At 71.5% G+C, this 25,488-nt stretch carries 19 protein-coding genes; 10 read left to right on the forward strand and 9 right to left on the reverse strand.

The window, feature by feature from the left end; genetic code table 11:
- Positions 1-16 precede the first annotated feature (16 nt).
- Positions 17-1,645: a glucose-6-phosphate isomerase gene (pgi, locus tag AC0NH5_RS19920; protein ID WP_474405871.1), complete on the reverse strand. Its 1,629-nt coding sequence runs from the start codon at positions 1,643-1,645 to the stop codon at positions 17-19.
- A gap of 105 nt (positions 1,646-1,750) precedes the next feature.
- Here pgi and AC0NH5_RS19925 point away from each other — a divergent pair, with 105 nt between their 5' ends.
- Entirely contained in the window at positions 1,751-3,079 is a 1,329-nt protein-coding gene (locus AC0NH5_RS19925; protein WP_474405873.1) for an SWIM zinc finger family protein, read from the forward strand.
- 428 nt (positions 3,080-3,507) lie between these two features.
- On the opposite strand, the gene AC0NH5_RS19930 is transcribed toward AC0NH5_RS19925, so the two are convergent.
- Positions 3,508-5,073: a CBM96 family carbohydrate-binding protein gene (locus AC0NH5_RS19930; protein ID WP_474405876.1), complete on the reverse strand. Its 1,566-nt coding sequence runs from the start codon at positions 5,071-5,073 to the stop codon at positions 3,508-3,510.
- Between the two features lie 174 nt (positions 5,074-5,247).
- On the opposite strand from AC0NH5_RS19930, the gene AC0NH5_RS19935 reads away from it, so the two are divergent.
- Positions 5,248-6,405, forward strand: a complete 1,158-nt coding sequence (locus AC0NH5_RS19935) for a dipeptidase (RefSeq protein ID WP_474405879.1) — start codon at positions 5,248-5,250, stop codon at positions 6,403-6,405.
- Positions 6,406-6,469: 64 nt separating this feature from the next.
- Here AC0NH5_RS19935 and AC0NH5_RS19940 read toward each other — a convergent pair whose 3' ends face one another.
- Positions 6,470-8,005 (reverse strand): APC family permease, encoded by a 1,536-nt coding sequence (locus tag AC0NH5_RS19940; protein WP_474405882.1) that lies wholly within the window; start codon positions 8,003-8,005, stop codon positions 6,470-6,472.
- Positions 8,006-8,357: 352 nt separating this feature from the next.
- Here AC0NH5_RS19940 and AC0NH5_RS19945 point away from each other — a divergent pair, with 352 nt between their 5' ends.
- Positions 8,358-8,624 (forward strand): hypothetical protein, encoded by a 267-nt coding sequence (locus AC0NH5_RS19945; protein WP_474405884.1) that lies wholly within the window; start codon positions 8,358-8,360, stop codon positions 8,622-8,624.
- 149 nt (positions 8,625-8,773) lie between these two features.
- On the opposite strand, the gene AC0NH5_RS19950 is transcribed toward AC0NH5_RS19945, so the two are convergent.
- Positions 8,774-9,445: a response regulator gene (locus AC0NH5_RS19950; protein WP_474405887.1), complete on the reverse strand. Its 672-nt coding sequence runs from the start codon at positions 9,443-9,445 to the stop codon at positions 8,774-8,776.
- Positions 9,433-10,677, reverse strand: coding sequence for a sensor histidine kinase (locus AC0NH5_RS19955; protein ID WP_474405888.1), 1,245 nt, complete (start codon positions 10,675-10,677; stop codon positions 9,433-9,435). The genes AC0NH5_RS19950 and AC0NH5_RS19955 overlap by 13 nt, the downstream gene beginning before the upstream one ends.
- A 131-nt stretch (positions 10,678-10,808) precedes the next feature.
- On the opposite strand from AC0NH5_RS19955, the gene AC0NH5_RS19960 reads away from it, so the two are divergent.
- Genes AC0NH5_RS19960 through AC0NH5_RS19970 form a run of 3 tightly spaced genes read left to right on the forward strand, consistent with a single transcriptional unit; the run spans position 10,809 to position 14,728 of the window.
- Positions 10,809-11,720 (forward strand): ABC transporter ATP-binding protein, encoded by a 912-nt coding sequence (locus tag AC0NH5_RS19960; protein ID WP_474405890.1) that lies wholly within the window; start codon positions 10,809-10,811, stop codon positions 11,718-11,720.
- Positions 11,717-12,490 carry an ABC transporter permease gene (locus tag AC0NH5_RS19965; protein WP_474405893.1) on the forward strand — a complete coding sequence of 258 codons (774 nt, stop codon included), beginning with the start codon at positions 11,717-11,719 and terminating at the stop codon, positions 12,488-12,490. Before AC0NH5_RS19960 ends, AC0NH5_RS19965 begins: the two co-directional genes overlap by 4 nt.
- Positions 12,491-12,547: 57 nt before the next feature.
- The gene (locus AC0NH5_RS19970; protein ID WP_474405895.1) at positions 12,548-14,728 is read left to right on the forward strand and encodes a peptidase M6 immune inhibitor A; all 2,181 of its coding nucleotides are present in this window, start codon (positions 12,548-12,550) and stop codon (positions 14,726-14,728) included.
- On the opposite strand, the gene AC0NH5_RS19975 is transcribed toward AC0NH5_RS19970, so the two are convergent.
- Positions 14,701-15,405, reverse strand: coding sequence for a cyclase family protein (locus tag AC0NH5_RS19975; protein WP_474405897.1), 705 nt, complete (start codon positions 15,403-15,405; stop codon positions 14,701-14,703). The genes AC0NH5_RS19970 and AC0NH5_RS19975 overlap by 28 nt on opposite strands.
- Before the next feature lie 83 nt (positions 15,406-15,488).
- On the opposite strand from AC0NH5_RS19975, the gene AC0NH5_RS19980 reads away from it, so the two are divergent.
- The 3 genes from AC0NH5_RS19980 (at position 15,489) to AC0NH5_RS19990 (ending at position 20,121) form a co-directional block, all read left to right on the forward strand.
- Positions 15,489-16,250: a MerR family transcriptional regulator gene (locus AC0NH5_RS19980; RefSeq protein ID WP_474405898.1), complete on the forward strand. Its 762-nt coding sequence runs from the start codon at positions 15,489-15,491 to the stop codon at positions 16,248-16,250.
- Positions 16,247-18,859, forward strand: coding sequence for a VIT domain-containing protein (locus tag AC0NH5_RS19985; RefSeq protein ID WP_474405899.1), 2,613 nt, complete (start codon positions 16,247-16,249; stop codon positions 18,857-18,859). The genes AC0NH5_RS19980 and AC0NH5_RS19985 overlap by 4 nt, the downstream gene beginning before the upstream one ends.
- An 80-nt stretch (positions 18,860-18,939) precedes the next feature.
- Positions 18,940-20,121, forward strand: a complete 1,182-nt coding sequence (locus AC0NH5_RS19990; RefSeq protein ID WP_474405901.1) for a ricin-type beta-trefoil lectin domain protein — start codon at positions 18,940-18,942, stop codon at positions 20,119-20,121.
- 437 nt (positions 20,122-20,558) lie between these two features.
- Here the strand turns inward: AC0NH5_RS19990 and AC0NH5_RS19995 are convergent, their stop codons facing one another.
- The gene (locus AC0NH5_RS19995) at positions 20,559-20,981 is read right to left on the reverse strand and encodes a DUF2000 family protein (protein ID WP_474405902.1); all 423 of its coding nucleotides are present in this window, start codon (positions 20,979-20,981) and stop codon (positions 20,559-20,561) included.
- A 50-nt stretch (positions 20,982-21,031) separates the two neighbouring features.
- Between AC0NH5_RS19995 and AC0NH5_RS20000 the strand changes: the two genes are divergently transcribed.
- Entirely contained in the window at positions 21,032-21,820 is a 789-nt protein-coding gene (locus tag AC0NH5_RS20000) for a helix-turn-helix domain-containing protein (protein WP_474405903.1), read from the forward strand.
- Positions 21,821-22,047: 227 nt separating this feature from the next.
- Here the strand turns inward: AC0NH5_RS20000 and AC0NH5_RS20005 are convergent, their stop codons facing one another.
- Both AC0NH5_RS20005 and AC0NH5_RS20010 read right to left on the reverse strand, forming a co-directional pair.
- On the reverse strand, positions 22,048-24,648 hold the full coding sequence (locus tag AC0NH5_RS20005; RefSeq protein ID WP_474405904.1) for a molybdopterin-dependent oxidoreductase: 2,601 nt from the start codon (positions 24,646-24,648) through the stop codon (positions 22,048-22,050).
- Positions 24,645-25,430, reverse strand: a complete 786-nt coding sequence (locus AC0NH5_RS20010; protein WP_474405906.1) for an FAD binding domain-containing protein — start codon at positions 25,428-25,430, stop codon at positions 24,645-24,647. Before AC0NH5_RS20010 ends, AC0NH5_RS20005 begins: the two co-directional genes overlap by 4 nt.
- Positions 25,431-25,488: the final 58 nt, after the last annotated feature.

Here is a 25,488-nt window from a genome sequence, read left to right on the forward strand (position 1 = left end):
CCGAGCCTATGAAAGGTCAGCGCCCGCGCGCTGCCCGGTACCGCTTGATCAGGATGTTGGTGGACGAGTCGGCATCGTCGGCCGGGGCCTCGCCCGAGGCCAGCTTCGGCGCCAGCTGGTTGGCCATCACCTTGCCGAGCTCGACACCCCACTGGTCGAACGAGTTGATCTCCCAGATCACGCCCTGGGTGAACGTGATGTGCTCGTAGAGCGCCACGAGCTGCCCGAACGTGGCCGGGGTGAGCTTCTCGGCGAGGATCGTGGTGGTCGGGTGGTTGCCCTGCATCACTCGGTGCGGCGCCACCTTGGCGTCGGTGCCCTCGGCCTGCACCTGCTCCAGCGTCCGGCCGAACGCGAGCGCGCCGGTCTGGGCCAGGAAGTTGGACATGAACAGGTCGTGCATCTCGCCGATGTCGTGGTTCGGCACGCTGAAGCCGATGAAGTCCGCCGGGATCAGCTTGGTGCCCTGGTGGATCAGCTGGTAGAAGGCGTGCTGGCCGTTGGTGCCGGGCTCGCCCCAGAACACCTCGCCGGTCTGGAAGGAGACCGGCTCGCCGGACAGGCGCACCGACTTGCCGTTGCTCTCCATGGTCAGCTGCTGCAGGTACGCGGCGAACCGGTGCAGGTACTGCGCGTACGGCAGGACCGCGTGCGACTGGGCGCCGAGGAACGTGTCGTACCAGACGTTGATCAGCCCGAGCAGGGCCGGCACGTTGCGCTCGATCGGGGTGCTGCGGAAGTGCTCGTCGACGGCGCGGTACCCGCTCAGCATGTCGGCGAAGTTGTCCTTGCCGACCGCGATCATGACGGACAGGCCGACTGCGCTCGGCAGCGAGTAGCGGCCGCCGACCCAGTCCCAGAAGCCGAACATGTTGTCGGTGTTGATGCCGAACTCGCTGACCTTCTCGGCGTTGGTGCTGACGGCGACGAAGTGCTTCGCCACAGCGGCGTCATCGGTCAACGTGTTCAACAGCCACGACCGGGCCTCGCGCGCGTTCGTCAACGTCTCCTGGGTGGTGAACGTCTTCGACACGATGATGAACAGCGTGGTCGCCGGGTCGAGGTCCCGGGTCTTCTCGTAGAGGTCGGTCGGGTCGATGTTCGACACGAACCGGCACTCGATGTCGCGCTGGGAGTAATCCTTCAGCGCCTCGTACGCCATCACCGGGCCCAGGTCGGACCCGCCGATGCCGATGTTGACCACGGTCGTGATGCGCTGCCCCGTGTGCCCGGTCCACTCCCCCGAGCGCACCTTCTCGGCGAACGCGCCCATCCGGTCCAGGACCTCGTGCACGTCGGCGACCACGTCCTGGCCGTCGACGACCAGCGACGCGTCCCGTGGCAGGCGCAGCGCGGTGTGCAGCACAGCGCGGTCCTCGGTGACGTTGATGTGCTCGCCGGCGAACATCGCGGTGATCTTCTCGCTCAGCCGCGCCCGCTGGGCCAGGGCGAACAGGGCGGACAGCACCTCGTCGGTGATCAGGTTCTTGCTGTAGTCCACGTACAGGCCGGCGACCTCCGCGGCGTACCGCTCACCGCGCTGCGGGTCGCTGCCGAACAGGTCACGCAGGTGCACCGCCGAGAACTTCTCCGCGAGTCCCTGGAGGCTCTGCCATTCGGTGCTGTCGGAAACGTGTTCGCTCATCTCTCCCACTTAAGTCTTTTCGCCCATCGTGGCACGGAGCGCCGCCGCGCGCCGGAGTTGGGGCGGGTCTCGAAAATGTCGTACCCGATCCCTAGGTTCTCCGGCATGGTTTCCGCGGCGTTCTCGTACCTCGGCTCGTCGGCCCTCGACGGCGGTCTCACCCTGCAGACCTCCGGCGGCCCGGCCGCGCACCCCCGCTTCTTCACCGGCTTCCTCACCGACCCGGGCGCCGCCGCGACCGGTCTGCTGGCGGTGGCCGAGGTCGCCCGGACCCGCTATTTCCGGCCGGCCGGCCCGGTCAGCCTGGACCCGGTGGTCACGGCCGGCTCCGACCGGCTGCGCTTCGAGTCCTTCTCCGGCTGCTGCGGCGTCTACGCCCGGATGGACCTGCTGCCCGCCGGCCTGGACGGCGAGATCGTCGCGCACGGCACCACCAACGTCGACGTCAACCTGCCTCTGCAGCGGGCGTTGACGCGGGTCGGGCGCACCGACCCGCTGCACGTCGCGGTCGGTCCGGACGATCTCACCGTGACCACCTTCGACGGCCCGCTGGTCGAGCGGAAGGTGCCGTTGCCGTCCCGGTGGCTGCGCGGCTTCGCCGAGGCGCAGGTGCTGACCGCGCGTTTCGACCCGCGCGCCGAGATCGGGACGGCCGAGGCCCGGGTGCTGCTCAACCGGCTGCCGGCCAGCGACAGATCGGTGCTCTGGGCGGTGCCGGCGGGCCGTTCGCTGCGCCTCACCTCCCGGCCCGCGCCGGGCGCGGTCTGCCTCCCGGGCGCCGGGCGGCTGGCATCCCTGAAACCCTTCCTTCGGTACGCGCGAACGCTGCGCGTCCACGGTCCATCCGTGTCCGCGGGCAGCGGGCCGGTGGCCAGCACGTGGGAGCTGAGCTTGCCGTCACTGCGGCTGTCGCTGACCCTGTCGCCGGAGCCGTACCGCGGGTTCTCCGGCGAGGGTGCGGTGCTGGAGTCGCTCGCCTCCGACCAGGCCGCCGACGACGCCGACCTGATCAGCGCCCTGCTCTCCTGGGACCCGGCCATCGACGTGGACGCGCTGGCCACCGCGGCCGGCATCGACGCCCGCCGGGTGCGTGACGCGCTGACCCAGCTGGGGGCGGCGGGGCGGGTCGGCTACGACGTGGCCGAGGCGGGCTACTTCCACCGCACCCTGCCCTACTCGGCGGACGCGGTGGAGAAGATGAATCCCCGGCTCGCCGGCGCCCGGGCCCTGGTGGCGGCCGGCGCGGTCACGGCCGGGCCGCAGGTCTCGACGGTCCGCAGCGGCGACGAGGTCTATCAGGTGCGTAACGCCTCGTCGTGCACCTGCCCGTGGTGGGCCCAGCACCGCGGTGACCGGGGCCCGTGCAAGCATGCGCTCGCCGTCCGCCTGGTGCGTGCCGCGTCGCCGGAGGCCGTCGAGGCGGTCGAGGCGTGACCCTCGCGTGGGAGCGCTTGGACGAGCTGGCCCTGGCCCGGGACCTCGACGGCATCGGTGCGCTGCTGCTCGCCACACCCACCCACGTGAACGGCAGCCTCGACGCGTCTGTCCTGGCCACTCGGCCGGCCCGGGCGGAGGCCGACGGCTGGGAACCGTGGACCTGGACCTGGAGCAGGCGCTGCTCTGCACGACCTGCTGGAACTGACCACCCAGGTGGCCCGGGCGACGGGTGCTCGTGGCCGGATCGCCGCGCTGGCACCGCTTGCCGGGCGGGGCGGCAGCTCTCGGCTGGTGGCGGAGGCGAAACGCTTGCAGGCAGTCCTCACCGGCTGACCGGGCGGCACAGGGAAAGGAAACGCCGCCCGGCGGGGGACCGGACGGCGTTTCCCTTTTTCAGGGGAGGAGCAGAGCTTCTCGGTGCGTGATCAGCGGAGCTTCACGTTGAAGATCGGGCTGGCGGCCAGCTTCTTGAAGGAGGCCAGGCTCGCCGGGGTGCTGTTGATGCTGATGTCGCGGTTGCCCTCGTCGTCGGCCTTCGTGTCGAAGTGCACGATCGCCTTGATGCCGGGACGCTTGACCAGCTCGGGCAGGACGCTGTTGTAGACGGCGGTCTTGTCGGTGGGCTTGCCGATGCGGTGGTAACCGCCCCACTCGGCGATCATCAGCGGCTTGTCGGCGTGCTTGGCCCGCGCCCAGTCGTAGAAGCCGAGGCCGCCGCCCTTGGGGGCACGGTCCAGCAGGTCACCGAAGACGCCGTAGTGGTAGTAACCCTTCTCGACCGAGACGTACGAGTCCAGGCCGATCCAGTCGACGATGTCGTTGCCCGGGTAGAGGTCCTTCCACCAGGTCTGCGCCATCCACTTCTCGTTGCCCATGTAGGCGAGCACGTTGACCACGTTGGTCACGCCCTGCTGACGCAGGCGCTGGATGGTGTGGCGGTACATCGCCGCGAAGTCCTTGGCCTCCCAGCCGGAACCGGCCTTGGCGACGACATCGTTCTCCGGCTCGTGGTTGAGCACGAGGAAGGCCTTCTTGCCGTACGTCTTCATCCGCGCGGCGAACGCGTCGATCCGCTTGTTCTGCTCGCCCTTGGCGACCTTGGCCCAGGTGGAGCCGTACGCGACCTTCCAGTTCAACAGCAGCACGCGGGGGTTCGCGGCGTCGTTGGTCATGGCGATCTCGGCCTTGGTCGGGAACACCTCGTTGCCCTTGTGGTACGTGTGGAAGATCGTCGCGGTGCGGCCGCTCAGCTTCTCCCAGTTCTTGTGCTCGAGGTCGCGCGGCTTGCTGGTGAAACCGCCGGCCGCGCCGCCCCACAGCACGCCGCAAGAGGGCACGAGCTTGGCGTCGGTGACGCAGTTGGCGTAGTCGCCGGCGGCGACCGGGGTGACCGGCTTGGCCGGGGTCACGGCGGCCGGGGCCTTGCCGTCGGTGGTGACGACCAGCTCCGGGCCGCCGCCGGCCTTGTTCTCGGCCGACTGGAAGCGGACGGCGCCGTTGGTCAGCGACGAGGTGACGGCGAACGAGTAGGTGCCGGGGCCGGTGATCTCGGCGCTCAGGTCGAGGCCGACCCGGGTGTCGGTGGAGGCCGGGGTCGCCGAGGCGACCGCGAGGCCCAGCTTCGGGGCGTTACCGGAGGTCAGCTTCGCCTCGGTCCACGAGTTGTTCACGACCCGGGAGATGGTGACCTTGCCCGACGGCTTGCCGGACGGGCTCAGGAACAGCCGCGCCTTCTTGACGTCGGTGCCGGCCGGAACCGTGAACTTCAGGAACGCGGTCTTCGTGTCGCCACCCGACTTGCCGGCCACGAGCTTGTCGGCCGAGCCGAACGCGGCGGTCTTGCGGGCGCTCGAGGTGTAGCTGTCGTCTGCGGCCTGGATGGCCAGCTCGGCGTCGGCCGCGGCAGCGGCACTGGGCACCATCACAGCGGCGGTGCCGGCGATTACGGCGGTCAGAGCTGTCACAGACTTCGGCAGCTTGGCGCGTCGCATTTAAGAACTCCCCCGGTTTGTCCAGCCGTTGTCGGCCGGGCATGTGAAAGAGATTCCAGGGCGACGGGTGCGCGCCAAGTGCCCGTGCAGGTGCCACCCGGTTGCGGCTCAACCGCCGCCATCCGGGCGGATTCGCTTGCACCCAGGGACGACTGCCGGTAGCCAGGAGGAATGATGCTGATCTTCGACGGCCACAACGATCTGCCCATGCGGCTGCGCGAGTGGCACTCCTCCGGCGTGGCGGGGCTCGAACAGGAGCGGCCGCCGCTGCACACCGACCTGCCGCGGTTGCGGGCCGGCGGGGTCGGCGCCCAGTTCTGGTCCGTGTTCGTGCCTTCGGACCTGCCGGAGCCCCGCGCGGTGGTGGACACGCTGGAGCAGATCGACCTGGTGTACCGGATGGTGGCCGCCTACCCGGCGGACCTGGAGATCGCCCGTACCGCGGCGGACGTGGAGCGCATCATGGCGGCCGGGCGGATCGCCTCGCTGATCGGCGTCGAGGGCGGCCACAGCCTGGCCGGATCCCTCGGCGTGCTGCGCGCGCTGGCCCGGCTCGGCGTCCGTTACGTGACGCTGACCCACAACGATCACACCGGCTGGGCGGATTCGGCGGCGCAGCCTCCGGCGGTGGGCGGCCTCACGGCACAAGGGCGGGCGATCGTACGCGAGATGCAGCGCATCGGCGTCCTCGTCGATCTGTCACACGTCGCCACCGAGACGATGCACGCGGCCCTGGACGAGGCCGTCGCCCCGGTGATCTTCTCGCACTCGGGGGCGCGCGCGGTCACCGACCATCCCCGCAACGTCCCGGACGACGTGCTGTCCCGTCTGCCCGCGAACGGTGGGGTCATCCAGTTGACGTTCGTGTCGTACTTCGTCTGCGCGGCGCTCAACGAATGGCAGGAGGCCGCCACCGCGGAGTGGCAGCGGCTGGGCCTGCCGCCGGACCCGTGGACGTGGCCCCGGTCGCCCCGGCCGGGCGAGGATCCCGCCGCGGTGCCGGTGACATGGCCGGTGGACGTGGCGGCGGAGCCGGCCTTCCGCGCGTGGCTGGCGGCCCATCCCAAGCCGGAGGCGACCGTGGCGCAGGTGGCCGACCACGTCGAGCACGCCCGGGAGGTGGCCGGGGTGGATCACCTGGGGCTCGGCGGGGACTACGACGGCACGTTGGAGGTGCCGCCCGCGCTGGCGGACGTGTCGACGTACCCGCGGCTGCTCGACGAGTTGCGTGACCGGGGCTGGGCAGAAGCCGAGCTGCGCAAACTCGCGTCGGGCAACGTGCTGCGGGTGCTGCACGAGGCGGACCGGATGGCGGCCGGCGCTTCGGGGTGATCCCGGTTCTCCATCGACGCCACCTTCACTGGTCACGCCGGCCGTGATCGCGGTCCCACGCAGGTCAGGCGGGATTGTCGGGGCCGACCGGGGGCTCGGTCGGCGCTTCGGCCGCGCCTTCCGCCGCGCTTTCCGCCGCGGTGGAGTCGGTGGGATCAGGCGAGGACGGCGGGCGACCGGTTCCGATCACCGCATACACATCCGGGCGCTGCTGGCGGAGGGTCCTGCCCCAGCGCAGGCCCACCAGGTAGAGCACCAGGAACGCGAGCGGCGGGGACCACACCTTGAGCAGGTTGTCGGAGTCCAGCAGGATGCCGAACGACACGACCGTGAGCAGCAGGATCAACGTGAGGAAGATCAGCGAGATCCACGGGGCGATCGCGCTGCGCCAGCGGGTCTCGCCGCGGTCGCCGCCCCGGAAGTAACGGACCACGGCGACCGCGGCGATCACCATGAGCACCAGCACACCCAGACCGCCGGACACCGTGCCGAAGAAGAACAGGTCGGTGGTGGGGTTCCAGCCGGCGACGGCGAACAGCAGCAGCACGACCAGGGCCAGCGCGGACTGCGCGACCGACGCCGTGACCGGGACGTCGTCGCGGGTCCGGGCCAGCTCGCCCGGCAGCACACCTTCACGGGCGACCGTCAGCGCATAGCGCGCGACGGTGTGGTGGAAGGCGAGCATCGCGGCGAACAGGCTGGTCGCGAAGAACACCCGGGCCAGATCGATCACGGCGGCCGGAAGGTAGGGCTCGGGCAGGAAGAAGAACAGGTCGTCCAGGTGGTCGGCGGCGATCGCGATGATCTGATCGGGACCGGCGACGACCGACATCACCCAGGCGGTGCCGCCGTAGAGGACGGCCGCCACCAGCAGGGTCAACCCGATCGCGCGGGCCACGGTGCGGCGCGGATCCTTCGCCTCGGCCGCGTAGACCAGCGGCGCCTCGAAGCCGACCATCCCGGCGACCGCGGCGACCAGCAGGGCGACACCGCCGGCGCTGGCGATCAGCGCCGGGTTGAGCGTGTCGACCGTGACCGTGCCGCCGGCCGGGTTGCCGAGCATGGCCGCGTCCAGGATCAGCACGATCAGCACTTCCGCGCAGACCAGGACGGTCAGGATGCGAGCGTTCAAATCAATGTTCAACCGGCCGAGGACTGCGATCAGCGCCCAGCCGGCCAGCGCCCAGATCACCCACGAGATCTCCAGCCCGAACGTTGCGGCGGCATGGTGGGCGGCCACCCCGAACGCGCCGTAGAGCCCGATCTGCATGGCGTTGTAGGCCAGCAGCGCGACGAACGCCGTCCCCACGCCGGCCGGCCGGGACAGGCCGGCCGCCGCGTACGCGTAGAAGGCGCCGCTGTTCGGCACATGCCGGGCCATCGCGGCGAGCCCCACCGCGAAGACGCCGAGCACGGCGGCGACCAGCATGTACGCGACCGGGATGCCTTTCTCCTGGACCTGCCCGTAGCCGAGGGGCAGCGCCCCGGCCACGACGGTCAGCGGCGTCATGGCGGAGACCGCGATGACGAAGATCGGCCACGTGCCGAGCCGGCGCTCGGGAGTCGTGGCCTCCGCGGGGATGTGGCCCGGCTCGGGCATGTCGCCTCCTATCGACGGGATGACCGCCTCCCATCATGTCGTCCACAGCGGACCAGCGATATAGAGACTTCTCGATCATGTACGCCCATGGGCTCCGCTCCATGCGCTCCACCGCCGGTCGTCACACGCCCCCGGGCAGCACCAAGCGGGGTGCAACGCCGCCCGGCCGCCCCGCCGCGTCCCGCCCTCGCGCGCCCAGCCCCGCGCACCCGCCTTCGCATCCGCCCTCGCGCACCCGCCCTCGCGCGCCCAGCCCCCGCCCTTGCCCGCGCCGGGCTGCCCCGGTTTGCGAGGACCGCCTACCGAGTCGCCTTCGCGTTTGCTGGGGCGACCCGCGGGTAGGCTGCCGTCCATGCCGATCGGACCGCAGCCTCGAGGCCGTCGCGGCACCGTCGAGGAGCCGTACTCACCGTTGAACCTGCGCCTGGCGCTGGCCGCGTTCGGTCTCGTCGTGTGCACCGTGCTCTCGGTGCTGCTGTTCCGGGCAGGTTGGACCGTGCCGGGCTGGCTGCTGGCAGCGTGGGCCGTCGCCGCGGTGATCGACATCGTGGTCGTGCAGATGCGCCGCCGGGCCCGCTCCCGCGCCGAAGGTGGGCGCGACCACTCCCTCTTCGAATAGAACCCGGCCGACGCCGCTCGCCGCCTCCCGCCCTCGCCGCCTCCCGGCCTCGCCGCGTCGTCCCCTGCCCTGCCGCCTCTCCGGCCCTGCCGCTTCCCCTGCCGCCGTCATTCCGCGGCCTCGGTCGCCGGCCTTCCGCCGTTGCCGCTTCAGGCGAGACCGGCGTCGTGCACGAGTAGTGCCACCTGCACCCGGTTGTTGAGATCAAGCTTGGTGAGAACCCGCGACACGTGCGCTTTCACCGTCGCCACCGACATGTAGAGCTCCGCCGAGATCTCCGCGTTCGACTTGCCCTGCGCGACGGCGAACGCCACCTCCCTCTCCCTGGCGCTGAGCCGGCTCAGCTGCTCACCGGCGTGGCCCCGGTCCGGGGGTCCGGCCGAAACGTGCGCGATCAACTGCCGGGTCACGCTCGGCGAGAGCGTCGCCTCACCCCTGGCCACCCGCAGCACCGCCTGCTTGATCTGTCCCGGTGGCGTGTCCTTGAGCAGGAAACCGCTCGCCCCCGCCCGAAGCGCCCGCAGCACGAACTCGTCAGCGTCGAACGTGGTGAGCACCAGCACCTCGGGCGCCCCCGGCCGGCCACGGAGGGCCTCGGTGGCGGCCAGCCCGTCCACGACCGGCATCCGGATGTCCATCAGCACGACATCGGGCCGGTGCGCGGCGATCGCGGCGGGCACCTCGGCGCCGTCGGCCGCCTGCCCGACCACGGCCACCTCACCGTCCCCGGACAGGATCATGGACAGGCCCGCCCGGACCAGCGGATCGTCGTCGACGATCAGCACCCGGACCGGAGCCGCACCCTCTTTCACTGCGTCCACGGCAGCCACGCGGAGAGCACGAAGTCGCCGTCGTCGAAACCGTGGCTGAGACGGCCGCCGGCCAGGGTCGCGCGCTCGGCGAGACCGATCAGGCCCACTCCCGTGCCGGGGATCGGCGTCTCGGGAGCGGACACCGGCATCGGATTGCGCACCTCGATGGTCACTCCCTCGCCGGGGGCACCGCCGACGGCGACGCGCACCCGGGCGCCCGGGGCATGCTTGCGCACGTTCGTCAGTCCTTCCTGAATGATGCGGTACGCGGCACGAGCCGTCGCCACCGGCACGTCCTCCGCGACGATCGCCACGTCGAGCTGCAGCTTGATTCCCGCGGCCCGGGACTCGTCGGCGAGCGCCGGCAGGGCGCTCAACGTGGGCTGCGGCCGCTCCGGTGGACCGGCCTCCTCCGACTGACCCTCGCGCAGCACCCCGATCACCGCCCGCAGATCCTGAAGTGCCTGGTGTGCGCTCTCCCGAACCACGGCCGCCGCACTTTCGATCTCGGCGGCCGGCGCGTCCGGCCGGAACTCCAGGGCGCCGGCGTGCAGGCTGAGCAGGGAAATCCGGTGGGCCAGCACGTCGTGCATCTCCCGGGCGATGCGGGTGCGTTCCACCACCCGCGCCTGGGCGATCCGCAGTTGCTGCTCGGACTCGGCCCGCTCGGCCCGGTCGCGCCACGAGACGATCAACTGGCGGCGGGAACGGACCAGCATCCCCCACAGCGCCACGATCACCAGGCCGGCGTTGCCCCACCAGTAGGTCTCGGTGAAGTCGCCGTTCACCGTCGGCCGCAGCAGCGAGAAAACCGCCCCGGTGCCGAACGCGGCCAGCAGAAACGTCGCGAGCATGCCGAACGAGCGGTGCACCGCGACCGTGAACAGCACGATCGTCAGAGCAGGCCCGCTCGCGACCGAGAACAGTGAGAGCACCAGGCAGTAACAAGCCAGCGGGATCAGGAACCGGCGGCGCCACCAGAGGGCGATCCCGGCGATCATGCCGAGCAGACCGTCGACGACCGCCAGCCACGGCGGCGTGTTGCTCCATTCCTGCATCATGATCGATCTGTCCTGGAACAGGTCGAAGGTGGCCCACGCGGCGAAGCCGAAGCCGATCACGAAGCAGAGGGTGTCGACCACCCAGTCGCGCGTCGAGCGCCGGGCGGGAACCGGTCCGGCCGGGTCCGCCACCAGCGCGGACGGCCACAACCAGCGGTACTCCGTCAGCGCCCTGCCCACGGCCCTGACGATATCCGCCGCCCGCACCGGGCCGATACCGACCAAAGTTGTAGGCCGGACATCGACGAAGGTTTGCGAGCGTCGACCACTGACCGAAGCGCGGGCCGCCCGCCGGACGCGAGGCTGATCCCATGATTGAGGTCGAGCAACTCACCAAGAGGTACGGAAGCCACCTCGCCGTGGACGACGTGTCGTTCGTGTGCGAGCCGGGCACCGTGACCGGCTTCCTCGGGCCCAACGGCGCCGGCAAGTCGACCACGATGCGCATGATCGTCGGACTCACCCCGCCCACTTCGGGCCGGTCGACCGTGGCCGGCACCCCGTACCGGCGGCTGGGCAACCCGGGGCGGCGGGTCGGAGTGCTGCTCGACGCGTCGGCCCAGCACGCCGGGCGCACCGGGCGCGAGGTGCTCGCGCTGGCGTCGATCACGATGGGCCTGGACACCGCCCGGGTGCCGGAGCGGCTGGCCAGGGTGGGGCTGGACAGCACCGCGGCCAAGCGGCGGGTGCGGGCGTACTCGCTGGGCATGCGGCAGCGGCTGGGTCTCGCGTACGCCATGCTGGGCGACCCGGGCGTGCTGATCCTCGATGAACCGGCCAACGGCCTGGACCCGGAGGGCATCTTCTGGATGCGCGGTCTGCTGCGCGACTTCGCCGACCGCGGCGGCACGGTGCTGCTCTCCTCACATCTGCTGCGCGAGGTGGAGGCGGTCGCCGACCGACTGGTGGTGATCGGCGGTGGACGCATCCTCGTCCAGGGTGACAAGGACACGATGCTCGGTGAGGCCGGCACCCAGGTGCGCGCCGCCGATCCGGCCGAACTCGACACGCTGCTGCGGCAGATGGGCGTCACCGGCACCAAGTCGGCGGACGGCAGCATGCTGGTCCCCACCGACCCGCAGACCATCGGCAAGGCCGCCGCGGCCGCCGGCGTGGTGCTGCTGGAGTTGCGGCCGGCCGGCGCCGGTGGCCTGGAGGAGATGTTCCTGCGCCTGACCGGCAACGGCAAGGGCGCTGCCGAGATGCAGGAGGTCGTCCGATGACCGTCATGACCGAGACTCACGCCCCGGCCCACAGCGACACGGTGCCGATGGGCCGCCTCACCCTGGTCGAGCTGCGCAAGCTCGCCGACACCCGGGCCGGCTTCTGGCTGCTGCTGATCATCGGCCTCGCCACCGTCGCCACCTCGGCGATCCTGCTCGGCTGGGCGCCGGACGCCGAGCAGACGTACTTCGAGTTCTTCACCTTCGGCCTGCTGCCGTCGGCGGTGCTGCTGCCGGTGCTGGGCATCCTGTCGGTGACCAGCGAGTGGTCCCAGCGGACCGCGTTGACCACGTTCACCCTGGTGCCGGCCCGCGCTCGGGTCATGGTGGCCAAGATCCTGGCGGCCACCCTGATCGCGATCGCCGCGACGGCGGCGACGGCGGCGCTGGCCGCGGTAGCGAACGTGATCGCCGGGGCGCTCGGCGGTGACGCCACGTGGGCGCTGGACTCCTCGCTCATCTGGCAGAGCCTGCTCCTGCAAGTGATCTTCGTACTGATGGGCATCGGCTTCGGCGCTCTGCTGCTCAACACTCCCCTGGCGATCGTCATCTACTTCGCGCTGCCGACCGTCTGGAGCGTCCTGAGCGGGGTCATCGTCAAGCTGCGGGACGTCGCCGGATGGCTCGATCTCAACGTCACCTCGCAGGCGCTCTCGACGCCCGACGCCACCGGCGGCGAGTACGCCCGGCTGGCCGTCTCGACCGCCGTCTGGGTGATGCTCCCGCTGGTCATCGGCTTCGTACGGGTGCTCCGTCGGGAGGTTTCCTGATCCGCAACGACGGGTGTTGGCGTCACGGACTGGCGATCGCCTGTAGCGTCGCGAGACGTGACGCGCACCCTTTTTGCGAGCTTCGCGGCAATAACCGTTACCATCCCGTTCCTTACGGGTCTGTCCGCTGCCGGCGCCGCACCGGTCGAAGGTCTGACCACAGGCGCGGCACCGGTCGAGGGTCTGACCGCAGGCGCGGCACCGGTCGAGGGTCTGACCGCCGGCGCGGCGATGGTCACGCCGCCGCCCGTCCCCGGTCCCAGCCAGTCCGCCGCCAGCCCCGTCGAGGACGTGTCGGGGGTGATCCCGGACCGCCTGACGCTCAACGGGCAACCGCTGCCGCCGGCCAGTTACAAGCCGAAGCCGGCCCCCCGGCGTGCCGCCGCGGAGACACCGCCGGTCGGAACGGTGCGCAGCTGGGCCGGACTGAACGTGGTCGAGAACGATGTGTACCGCAAGGATTACCGGTTGCGCGCGGTCGGTGAGCACATCGAGGTGTGGGTGGCGACCGACCTCGCCTTCCCGGAGGGCGACTGCCGCGGCAACGCCACCGAGATCACCGATGCCCAGCTCGACGGCCTGATCCGTGAGTTCGACGGAAACATCCACCCCAAGGAGACGGCGGCGTTCAGCACGCCGCCGGCTCGGACCGGCACCGACGCCGGGCTGCCCGGCGACTTCACCGGCACGGGGAACCGGACGGTGACGCTGGTCGACAACATCCGCGACCAGAATTACTTCGATTTCCCGGAACGTGCCACGTACGTCGCCGGCTTCTTCTCCGAGCAGCTCAACGAACTGTTCGACCGCAACGTGATCACGATCGACGCTTACGACTGGGCGCATCAGACCGGCCCGGACCCACAGCACGAGCCGACCGACGACCTGTGCACGAGCCGCCCGGCCCGGCCGCACATGTACGAGTCGACGTTCGCTCACGAGTGGCACCACCTGCTCAGCTATTACACGGACCCGGTCGAGCAGATGTGGCTCGACGAGGGCCTGTCCGAATACGCCCAGACGCTCACCGGTTACGTCGATCCGAGCCTGAACGTGTACCGCCGCGGCTTCGACAATCACCTCGCCTGTTACCAGGGATTCGGCGGCGTGAAGACGGCGTACAACCCGAACCCGCGGGCGTGCAGCGCACCGGCCAATTCGCTGAACCTCTGGAACGAGGGCGGACCGGACGAGGTCCTCGCCGATTACGGCATCGCCTATCAGCTGATGCTCTACCTGCGGGATCGTTTCGGCGCGGAGATCATCACCGCGTTGCACCGGGACACCGCGAACAAGGGTTTGGACGGGATCACCGCGGCGCTGCCGAAGGGCACCAGCCTGCACGACGTGCTGCACGACTTCCAGATCATGACGCTGGTGGACAAGGCCGTCGACCAGCGGGGCGGCGTGATGAAGGGCCTGCCCCGCGAGCGTGTGACCTCGGCGAGCCTGCGCTCCACGGTCAACGTCTCCGATCCGTCCGCCCACGGTGCGCCGGGCGCCGCCCCCAACGGCGCCGATTTCGTCCGGCTGCCCCGCGCGCTGCGCTCGGTCTCCTTCCAGGGCGCCGCCACGCTGCCACCGACACCGCTGACCTGGACGATCGACAGCGACATGCTGTTCTCCGGCAACGAGTCGTCCACCGACGCGGCCGCCGTGCGCGCCGTCGAGGTGCCGGCGGCCGATCCGGTACTGCGGTTCACCACGACGTACGGCTTGGAAAAGGATTTCGACTACGGGTATGTCATGGTCTCCGCGGACGACGGCCGCACGTACCAGCCGGTGAGCGGGGACCGGACAGCCCCGGGGCCGCTGGGGGCGGCGATCACCGGCCAGGCAGCGGACATCACCCTCAATTACGACCTTTCCCGGTACGCCGGGGAGAGCATTCTCGTCGGTTTCCGGTACGTCAGTGACGCGGCCGTGAACCTCGGCGGCTGGCACATCTCCGACGTCCGGATCGGCGGCACCGCCGTGGACAGCGCGACGCTCGCCGGTTGGCGGTCCCCCACCCAGGTCCGGCCCACGCCGGTGCACAACTGGCACGTCGCCCTGATCGGCCTGGGCAGAGCCCGCGCCAAGGCGGTGCCGCTGGAGGACTTCGACAAGCTCGCCACCTATCCCAAGGTGGTGGCGGTCGTCGCTTACGACGAGCCGACCGGGACCGTCACCCAATACGCCCCGTACACCCTCACGGTGAACGGTGAACGCTATCCGGTCGGCGGCAGCACACCGTAGATCAGCGCTGTCGAGCCGGAGCCGGCCCGGTTGATCTGCCCGCCGCACAGGACATAGGCACCGGTGGCGGGCATGTCCGCGAGGTTGGCCAGCACCTCCAGGCTGATCCGGCGGCGCCGGTAGACCAGCTTGGAGACGGTGAACTCCTGATCGGTGCTGACGTCCGGGCTGAACGCGTCCGTCCCGGTGCCGCCGCGCTCCCCCAGCCGCCCCGTGTCGATCAGCCAGCGGACCGTCTCCGGCGCGAACCCGGGATGCCGCGCGAAGCCCGCACTGCCGAACCTCGCCTCCCAGCCGGTCCAGATGATGACCACCGACTCGTCCGGGATCCGGCCGTACCGCCCCTCCCATTCCCGCAGGTCGGCGACGGTCACCGCATATGCCGGGTCGGACGCGCAGGCCGCCCGCACGTCGATCCGCACCGCGGGCCGGAACAGATCCGCCGGATCGAGCTGGTCGGCGAGACGCTCCCCGGCGTGGAAGTGCCCCGGCGCGCCCCAGTGCGTCCCGGTGTGCTCGCCCGCCCGGACCGCCTGCAGGTGATAACCGTCGCGCTCCAGCGTCGCGATCGTCGTCAGCTCGAACGGCGGATCGCCGGGATAGACGCTCATCCGCGCCGGGTCGTTGACGTGCGACAGGGAAACCAGCCGCAGCCTGCCGAGCACGCTCTCGAACACTTCGCCTCCCGTTGCCGCCAGTTCGCATACCGGCACCCTACCGGAAGTTGACAGTGTCATGATGACAGTGTCAGTCTCTTGGCATGTGGACGATGGAGCAGTTGGTGGACCGGGTGCAGACGGCGCTCGCCGCCGAATATCCGGGCGCACCCAACGGCCGTGTCCGTGGGCTCCCTGACCGACGCTCCATCCGGTGGTATTCGACGATCGGCCTCGTCGACCGCCCGCTCGGCACTCGGGACCGGGTCGCCCTCTACGGCCCCCGCCACCTGCTGCAACTGGTCGCCATCAAGCGGCGGCAGGCGGCCGGGCGCACCCTCGCCGAGATTCAGGCCGAGCTCGCCGGCGCCTCCGACGAGGAGTTGTCGGCGGCCGCCCGGGTCCCGGCCGGACTGCTTGCCACCGACCCGCCACCGCCGGCGGCTGCACCACGGCACGGCTTCTGGCGACACACGCCCACCCCGCCTGCGCCCACCCTGCCCGCGCACTCCTTGCCCGCGCACTCCTTGCCCGCGCACTCCCGGCCTGCGCCCACCCGGCCGGCGCCCGCCGACCAGCCTGCGCCCGCGGCTCCGGAGCCCGCCACCCCGGTGTCGGCCGCGCCAGGCACCACGACACGGGACCTGCTGGCCGAAGCCGTCCGCCGGGAGCGGAAAGCGTGGGGCGACCGCCCGTCCCCCGCGGATGCCGGCTTCGTGCTCAACGGCGTGCCGCTCGGCATGGGCGTGATCCTGCTCGTCCCGCAACCGATCGACGACCTCGACCAAGGCGAGCTCGCCGCGGCCGCCCGACCCCTGCTCGACCTGCTCGCGTCCCGTGGGCTCACCGATGGGAGAAATGAATGATCATTTCCGTTGATCCGATGGGCACGGCGGAGCTCGACCGCCTCCGGGACCAGCCGGACGCCGGCCTGGGAACGCTGCGCACCGAGCGGGGAAATCTGCCGCTGGACCGGCTCGACGTGCAGGCGAGGATCAGTGGCCTCGTCGTGCGGACCGAGCTGACCACCGAGTTCGTCAACGCACACGACACCGCGCTGGAGGCGACCTACGTCTTCCCGCTGCCGGACCGTGCCGCCGTGACCGGCATGTCGATGACCGCCGCCGACCGGACCGTCGTGGCCCGGCTGCGCGAGCGCGCCGACGCCCGCGAGGAGTACGACCAGGCCATCGCGGCCGGGCAACGCGCCTCGATCGCCGAGGAGGAGCGGCCGGACGTCTTCACCATGCGGGTCGGCAACATCATGCCGGGCGAGCGCGTGGTCGTCCGGCTGCGCCTGGTGGGTCCCCTGGCCTACGAGGACGACGCCGCCACCTTCCGGTTCCCGCTGGTGGTCGCGCCTCGCTACGTGCCCGGCGCCCCGCTTCCCGGCCCGTGGGTCGGCGACGGCCAGCACCCGGACACCGACGCCGTCCCGGACGCGTCGCGCATCTCCCCTCCGGTGCTCCTGCCCGGCTTCCCCAACCCGTTGCGCCTGTCGATCGGCGTCGAGATCGACCCGGCCGGTCTGGCCCTCGGCGAGGTCCGCTCCAGCCTGCACACGGTCACCGAGGAGGACGGGCACCTGCGGATCGCCCCCGGCGAGCGCGCCGATCGTGACTTCGTGCTGCGCCTGGCATACGCGCCCGGCGGCGAGACGGCTGTCGCGGTCCCCGACGAGGAGGGTGACCGGGGGACCTACCAGCTGGTGGTCCTTCCCCCGGAGTCCGCAACCCCCGCCCGGCCGAAGGACGTGGTGCTGCTGCTGGACCGCTCCGGCAGCATGGGCGGATGGAAGATGGTGGCCGCCCGCCGCGCCGCCGCCCGCGTGATCGACACCCTCACCGCAGCCGACCGTTTCACCGTGCTCACCTTCGACCACCAGGTCGAGCGGCCGGACGGCCTCGCCGAAGGCCTGGTGGAGGCCACCGACCGGCACCGCTACCGGGCCGTCGAGCACCTGGCCCGCGCCGACGCACGCGGCGGCACCGACCTGCTCGCACCGTTGCGCGCCGGTTTGGCCCTGCTCGCCGACAGCACCGGCCGTGACCGCGTCCTGGTGCTGGTCACCGATGGCCAGGTGGGCAATGAGGACCAGATCGTGCGGGAGGTCGCCCCGCTCATCGGCGCCACCCGCGTGCACACGGTCGGCATCGACCGGGCCGTCAACGCCGGCTTCCTCGGCCGGCTCGCCGCTCTCGGCGCCGGCCGCTCCGAGCTGGTGGAGAGCGAAGACCGCCTGGACGAGGCGATGGAGCACATCCACCGCCGCATCGGCGCACCCGTGGTGACCGGCCTGTCGGTCACCGGCGAGGGCATCGATCTGCTCGGCGAGACGCGCAGCCCCGCCCGGCTCCCCGGCCTCTACCCCGGGGTCCCGCTGGTGGTGACCGGCCGATACACCGGCACACCGGCCGGCGCTCTCACGGTCACCGGGCGCACTCGGGACGAGCAGGAGTTCCGCACCGCCGTCGCGGTGCAACAACGGTCCGAGCAGGCGATCACCTCCCTCTGGGCGCGGGCTCGGCTGAGGGATCTCGAGGATGCGTACGCCGTGGGCAACCCTGCCCTGGAGAAGGAGATCGTGCAGACCTCGCTGCGTTTCGGGGTGCTGTGCCGGTTCACCGCGTACGTGGCGGTGGACGAGCGAGTGGTGAACGAAGGCGGCCAGAGCAAGCGGGTCACACAGCCGGTCGAGATGCCGTCCGGCTGGGAATCCCCGCCCCTGGCTGCATCGCAGCCCCCGATGTTCCTGGCAGGCTCGATGGCGGCGTCGCCGTTCGCGCCACCGCCCGCCGCTCCGATGGCGCCGGGCTCGCCGATGCCGCCCCGCCCACCGTCGATGCGGCCCCGTGGCGCCGCCCCGTTCGGGCTGTCCGGAACCCCGTCCGGACTGCCCGGCGGCGCCGGTAAACATGGCTCCTCGGTCGCCCGCTCCCGGCGCGCGCCGTTCCTCGACGCCAACGCCCGACTCGACGCCGACGCTCGAGCCGGTGCACCGCCCGTCGAGTCGATGGCCCCGCCGGCCCCCATGGAGTCAGCCGGCATGCTCTTCGACCCGGCCGGCTCGCCGCCCGAACTCGCCCAGTTCACCAGCCTGCTCGCCGTGGAGCTCGGCCGCCTGCGCGAAGCCGCGGGCCTGCCTGCTGCGGACCGGCGTGACCTGCTCGACGACCTCGCCAGCCGCCTTGCCGTGCTGATCGAAGGCCTGCCCGACAAGCAGTCCGACCTCGTCGTCGCATTCCGCGAGCTGGTCGGCCAACTCAGCGGCGCCGGCTCCCTCGAGGAGAAGTGGGCTGCCACGACGGACCTCATCGCGAAGTTCGCCGCCGATGCGGCCCCTGACGATCCTGGTGTGTCACCGGTCACAAGAGGCGATGGATCGACCAGCAGCGGGGATAACGCATCGACCAGCAACGAGGCGCCACCGGCGCCGGCCAAGAAGGCACGATCCGTCCCGTTCTGGAAGCGCTGAGGTCGGATCATCGACTGAACCGGCCCCCACGCACGTGCGTGGGGGCCGGTAAGTTGAGGCACCGTATTTGCCTACAGGGGGTGGCAGAGCCAGTGAGCGTGGGCTCAGCGGACGAGGACGCGACAACGGGCATCGGCTCGGCAGGCGAGACGACCACGCCCGGCTCCCGCCACGGCGACCATGCCCCGCGCGGCACCGAGCACGCTCCGCTCATCAACGCGCCCGCTCCGCTCACCAACGCCCCCGCCGCGCGGCACGACACGCCCGGCCCGCTGAACAGCGGCCGGGACCCGCACGGATGGCAAGGCGACAGCGGCTACCAGGGTCTGCCCAGCGACGGCCACGAGTCGCCGGACGACCGTGATCCGCTGCTGGTGCGGCCGTTCCTGCTGCAGGACGGTGGGCCGGGTGAGGTGGCGGCGTCCGCTGCTACCTGGCCGGCTGACCCCAGCCGCGAGATACCGACTCAGGTGATCCCGGCTGTGCCCGCGGCCCCGCCGTCCAGGTCCGCGCGCTCGCGTAACCGGCGCCGTCCGCTGATGCTGGCCGGCGCCGGAGTTGCCGCGGTGCTGGCGATCGCCGGGTGGGCTGTCATCCGCCCGGCGCTCGAGCCGACCGTTTCCACCTCGCTGCCGGATCAGCAGTTGCCGGCGATCACCGGCCCGGCGCGGACGACCAGTCCCGTGCCGACCGGTGACGCGGGCGTCGGCGGCGACGCTGACGACAGCGGCGGCCAGTCGGACGACGACGTGCGCCCCGCACCGCCCGCGACGACGGCTTCCCGCAGCGCTACGGCGTCCAGTGCGTCGCCGAGACCTACCACGCGGCCCAGCACCGGGAGCACCACCGCGGTGCCCGGGCCCCCGGCCGAGCTGGCGCCCACACTGTTGGAGGACACCCCGAAACCCCTGATCAGCGGCCAGGGCCTCTGCCTGGACCTGCGCGGCGGTGATGTCGAGGAGGGCGCCGAGGTCCATGTCGACGACTGCAACGGTTCCAGCCCGCAGCAGTGGGCGCTCACCGATGATCGGGCGCTCATGGTGAAAGACCTCTGTGCCTACATGCAGGGTGACGGGGGTGTCGAGCTGGCCCGGTGCGACGGCCGCACCACAGCGCAGTGGTCGCTCAACGACGACGGCCGGCTGATGAACGCCGCAAACGGACGGTGCCTGGCCGACCCGAACTTCGGTGGCCGGCCCGGCAATCGGGTCATCGTCACGTTCTGCGCCGGCACCCCGAATCAACGGTGGAGCTTCCGCTAGCCGCGCGGCGGCGCTACCGGGTGGGATGAGGAGCGGCCGCAGCGGGCAGCCGACGCCCTCGCGGGCGGCCCGCCGTGAGCGGCGCGCGAGGCCCGCCGTGGCCGGCGGTCGGACGCGGGCAACGGGTCGACGGGCATGGCCCGTCCGCCGCGCGTTGCCCGTCCGCCGCGCGTGGGCGGTCGCGAACGTGAGCGGTCGCCGCGCGTGGACGGTCGCGGCGCGGAGACGGTCGCGGCGCGGAGACGGTCGCGGCGCGGAGACGGTCGCGGCGCGGAGACGGTCGCCGCGCCGTGCATGGCCGTCCGCCGCGCGCGGGGCCGACGCACGTGCGCGGCCGACGCACGTGAGCGGCCGGGCGGTGGGCGAGGCACGTGGGTGGCCGGAGATCACGGGGCGACGAGGGCGGTCGGGGCGCAGGGGTTGCGAAGTCGTACGTGTCAGGGGTGCATGGTTGCGCCTTTGAGGATTTTGTCTGTGGCGTTCTTGGGGCCGTGGATGGCCAGGCCCACGAGGTCCAGCGAGGCGGTCGGGACGGCTCGGACGGCGGCCCGGTTGTCGGCGTCGTGGCCGGTGGTGAACAGGTCGGACGTGAAGATGGACATGGTGACGTCACGGGTCAGGGCGCGGGTGTGTGCCGCGGTGAGCAACTCCTTGCTGCCTTCGAAGACCAGCACGGGCTGGCGGAACATCGGCAGGTAGGTGACGTCGTCGGCGTCCTGGTAGGGCTCGCCGATCACCTCCGGTGACGCCGTGGAGATGCCGCTGACCAGGAACGCGGTGACGTTCAGCCGTTGCCAGCCGAGCAGGTCGTCGCGGAGCAGGACGGCGATCTTGGTGGTGAAGCGGGGCGCTGCGGTCATGCCGTTCATGGTTTCGCGGCGGCCCGGAGCAGGTCTTGTACGATTTTGACGTGCCCGGCGGGCCTCTGATCCGAGCCTGGCGACCGCCGCTGGCCGGGGTCGCCGAGGTGCTGCACGCCCGGTTCGGCGAGCACGCCTATCCGATGCACGCCCACGACACGTGGACCGTGCTGCTCGTCGACGACGGTGCGGTCCGGTACGACCTGGACCGGCACGAGCGTGGGGCCTTCGGTGACCTGGTCACCCTGTTGCCGCCGCGGGTGCCGCACAACGGTACGGCGGCGCGGCCGGGCGGCTTCCGGAAACGGGTGCTGTACCTGGAACCTGGGCAACTGCCCGACCGCCTGATCGGGGCGGCCGTCGACACGCCCGCCGTCACCGACGGTGACCTGCACCGGCTGGTTTCCGACGTGCACCGGCTGTTGCGCACTCCCGGCGACGAACCCGCCGCCGAAGGGGTTCTCGCCGTGGCCCTCGAACGTCTCCGCGGCCGCCTCGGCGATCAACTCCCGGAGCCGCCTGCCCGGGATGCCGCCCATCGGCTCCGCGACCTTCTCGAGGAGCACATCGTTGCCGGGCTGCCGCTGGCTACGGCCGCTGAACAGTTGCATTTCGCGGCGGCGCATCTGGTGCGCTCGTTCGGGCGGGAGTTCGGGATGTCGCCGCATCAGTATGTGATCTCGCGCCGCGTGGACCTCGCCCGGCGGATGATCCTGGCCGGGCAGCCGCTGCGGTCTGTGGCGGTGAGCAGCGGTTTCTATGACCAGCCGCACATGGTGCGGCACTTCAGGCGCATCCTCGGGGTGAGTCCCGGGCGCTTCGCCGCCGGCTCCCGCTGACATCCGGCCAACCCTCGCACAGGGTTACCACCGCCCTTGGGCCACGCGGCACACTGCCTAAGCCATCCTAGGAGGCTAGCCAATCGGCCGGGGACGCGGAGAAGACGGCCGATTGGCCTAGGGACGCGGAGAGGACGGCCGATGCCTAGGGACGCGGAGAAGACGGCCGAGTGCCGGTACGCGGAGAGGGCGGCCAGGCCGACGGGAAAGCTGAAGGACGGCGTGGCTCAGTCCTGCATCGCCTGCCAGATGCGGTCGGCGGTGAAGGGCAGCTCGGTCAGGCGAATGCCGATGGCGTCGCGGATGGCGTTGGCCATGGCGGGCGCCACCGGGTTGAACGGGCTCTCGCTCATCGACTTGGCGCCCAGCGGGCCGATGGCGTCGGAGGTCGCGGCGAAGTGCACCTCGGTGTGCGGGACGTCGGCGAAGGTGGGCAGGCGGTACTGGCGGAAGCCGGTGGTGGTGACCTGACCGGCGTCGTCGATGTCGACGTGTTCGGAGAGGGTGGCGCCGAGTGCCTGGGCGACGCCGCCTTCGATCTGGCCGCGCAGTTGGCCGGGATTCATCACGGTGCCGGCGTCGGCGCTGTGCACGCTGCGGAGGATGCGGAGTTCGCCGGTGTCCGGGTCGATCGCCACCCGGAAGAAGTGCGCGTTGAAGGCGACGGACCGCGGGGTGCCGTCGGAGTGGCCGTGCGCGGAGAGAGGCCCGGAGAAGCCGGGCGGGGCGGAGCCGCTGTCCAGGGCGACCCGCAAAGCCCGGGCCGCCCGCAGCACGGCCTGACCGGCGACCACCACCCCGGTCGACGCGAACGCCCCGGTGTCGTGGCCCACCGCATCGGTGTCGGACTGGCGGACGACGATGCGGGACGGGGGTACGCCCAGTTCGTCGGCGGCTATCTGGGCGTGCACCGTCGTGCTCCCGTTGCCGAATTCGGCGGTGCCGACCGCCACCTCGAACCGGCCGTCCGGCAGGCGCGTCACCGTCGCGTCGGCGAAATGGCCGCCGGGCGGACCCGCGGCGATCATCGCGATCGCCATGCCCTCCCCCACGAGCCAGCCGGACGGCACGTCCCCCGCCGAGGGAAACGCCGCTGCTGAGGGAAGCGCCGCCGCCGAGCGCATCCGGGCCAGACACTGATCGAGCCCGTACGACCCGATGCCGAGATCGTCCACGTGCGAGCCCGGCGCGGTCAGATCGTCACCGGGGCGCACCACGTTCAGCTCCCGGAACGTCACCGGGTCCATCCCGATGCGCCGGGCCAGCTCGTCCAGCACCGACTCCACGGCGAACGTGACCTGCCCGAGCCCGTAGCCCCGGAACGCCCCGGCCGGAACGGTGTTCGTGTAAACCGTGACAGCGTCGGTCCGCATGTTCTCGCACCTGTACACAGCGAGCGACTCGTGGCATCCGTGGTGCATCACCGAGGGACCATGATTGCCGTACGCCCCGGTGTCCACGACCACGTCCAGGTGCACAGCGGTGAGCACCCCGTCGGCCCGGCAGCCGGCCTTCATCGTCACGGTGAACGGGTGCCGGGTGGTCGCGCCGGAGAACTGCTCCGCGCGGGTGTACTCCCAGCGCACCGGCCGGCCCGTCCGCAGCACTGCCAGCGCCACCAGGTCCTCGACCAGCATCTCCTGTTTGCCGCCGAACCCGCCGCCGACCCTCCCGGCGATCACGCGGACCCGGTCCAGCGGCAGCCCGTGGAGGCGGGCCACCGCCCGGCGGGTGAGGAACGGGGTCTGCGTGCTGGTCCGGATCACCAGCCGGCCGCCGTCGTCGAGCCAGCCCACGGCGCCGTGCGTCTCGAGGCTGGCGTGCTGCACGCGCGGGGTCCGGAAGGTCGCCGAGTAGACCTCGTCGGCGGCGGCGAACCCGGCCGTCACGTCGCCGAGGGACGCGTGCAGCTCGCCGATCACGTTGGACCCGCCGGGGTGCAGGACGGGGGCGCCGGGCGCCAGCGCGGACGGCGGGTCGAGGACGAATGGCAGCACCTCGTACTCCACGCGCAGGCGCCGGCAGCCCTCCTCGGCGGCGGCCTCGGACGAGGCGATCACGGCCGCCACCCGCTGCCCGGCGAACCGCACCACCTCGTCCAGCACCCGGGTGTCGTAGGGGTCCTCGGCCTCGTTCTGGTGCTGGGCGGTGGAGAACAACAGGTCCGGGGCGTCCTTGTGGGTCAGCACCGCCTCGACGCCGGGCACGGCCAGCGCGCCGGAGGTGTCCACGGCGACGATACGGGCGTGCGGGTGCGGCGAGCGCAGGACCTTGAGATGCAGCACGCCGGGGACGTCGACGTCGAACGTGAACCGCGCCTGCCCCGTCACCACCTGCGGCCCGGCCGGGGCGCCCACGCTCGAGCCGACGGCTGTGCCGGGGACGGGTTCGCCGGCGACGGGACCCCGGCCGTTGATCGCATCGAGGATGGACCGGTAGCCCGTACATCGGCAAAGATTTCCCTTGAGGGACCGCGGCAGTTGCTCGCGTTGCGCCTCGCTCAGCGCCGCCGCCGTCATGATCATGCCGGCGGTGCAGAAGCCGCACTGGAATCCCTGCGCCTCGAGAAAATCTTGTTGTACGGGGTGCAGCGTGCCGGGTCCGGCCAGGCCCTCGATGGTGGTGACGCTGCGGCCGTGGGCCCGGAATGCCGGATAGACGCAGGAATGCACCGGATCGCCGTCGACGTGCACCGTGCAAGCGCCGCAGTCGCCGGAGTCGCAGCCCTTCTTGACGCCGAAGCAGCCCTCCTCGCGCAGGTAGGTACGCAGGCACTGGCCGGCTGCGGGCGCGCGGTCGTGTTCCTCGCCGTTGATCCTGATGCTCATGGCGCGAGTTCCGCCCGGATCTGCTCGGCGTAGAGCCCGGTCAGATGCCGCCGCCATGCCGGCCGGCCGTGCACGTCGTGCACATAGTCGCCGGCCGGGATCTCGGCGAGCGCCGCCGCCACCTCACCCGCCTGCGGCGGCGCGGGGAAGCGCAGGAGACGGGGCCGGCGGGTCGCCGCGGTCACGGTGAGTGAGAATCCCCTGGGGTCGGCCTGACCGATCAGCAGGACCGCGGACCGCCCGAAGCTGTGCAGAGAGCCGCGGCGGTACGCCGTACGCGCGCCGAGAGCACGCCGCGGAAAGCGCATCCAGCGCAGGTATTCCCCGTCCCGCAGCACGGTGGTCCCCTCCCCCGTCACGAAGTCGGCGGCCGGCACCCGTCGCTCCGCTCCGTCCGGGCCGACCAGCAGCAGAGTCGCGTCCAGCGAGACAGCCAGCGAGATCATCGGCCCAGCCGGCAGCGCCGCGCAGAGGTTGCCGCCGACCGTCGCCACGTTCCAGATCTTGAAGGACGCGAGGAAGGCTTCGCAGCACTGCCGGACGATGGCGTGCCCGCCGAGGCGTTCCCTCAGCTCGGCGATCGTGCAGGTGGCCGCCACCTCCACGAAGTCGTCACGCACCGTGAGTGGCGGCCAGCCGGACGCGGTCAGATCGAGCAGCCGGCGCAGACCCGGCCGGGGCTCGCCGAACAGCGCCGTCCCGCCGCCGAGCCACGCGTCGCCGGGCCGCCAGGCGCCGGGCGCGGCCGGGCTGACCACTTCGGTGACGGTGTGCAGGTCCACGTTCGTAAGTTACGCGCCCGGTGTTACCGATCTCGGCCGTGCGTTGACTTTCAGGTTT

This window comes from Actinoplanes sp. 13 (assembly GCF_056134165.1).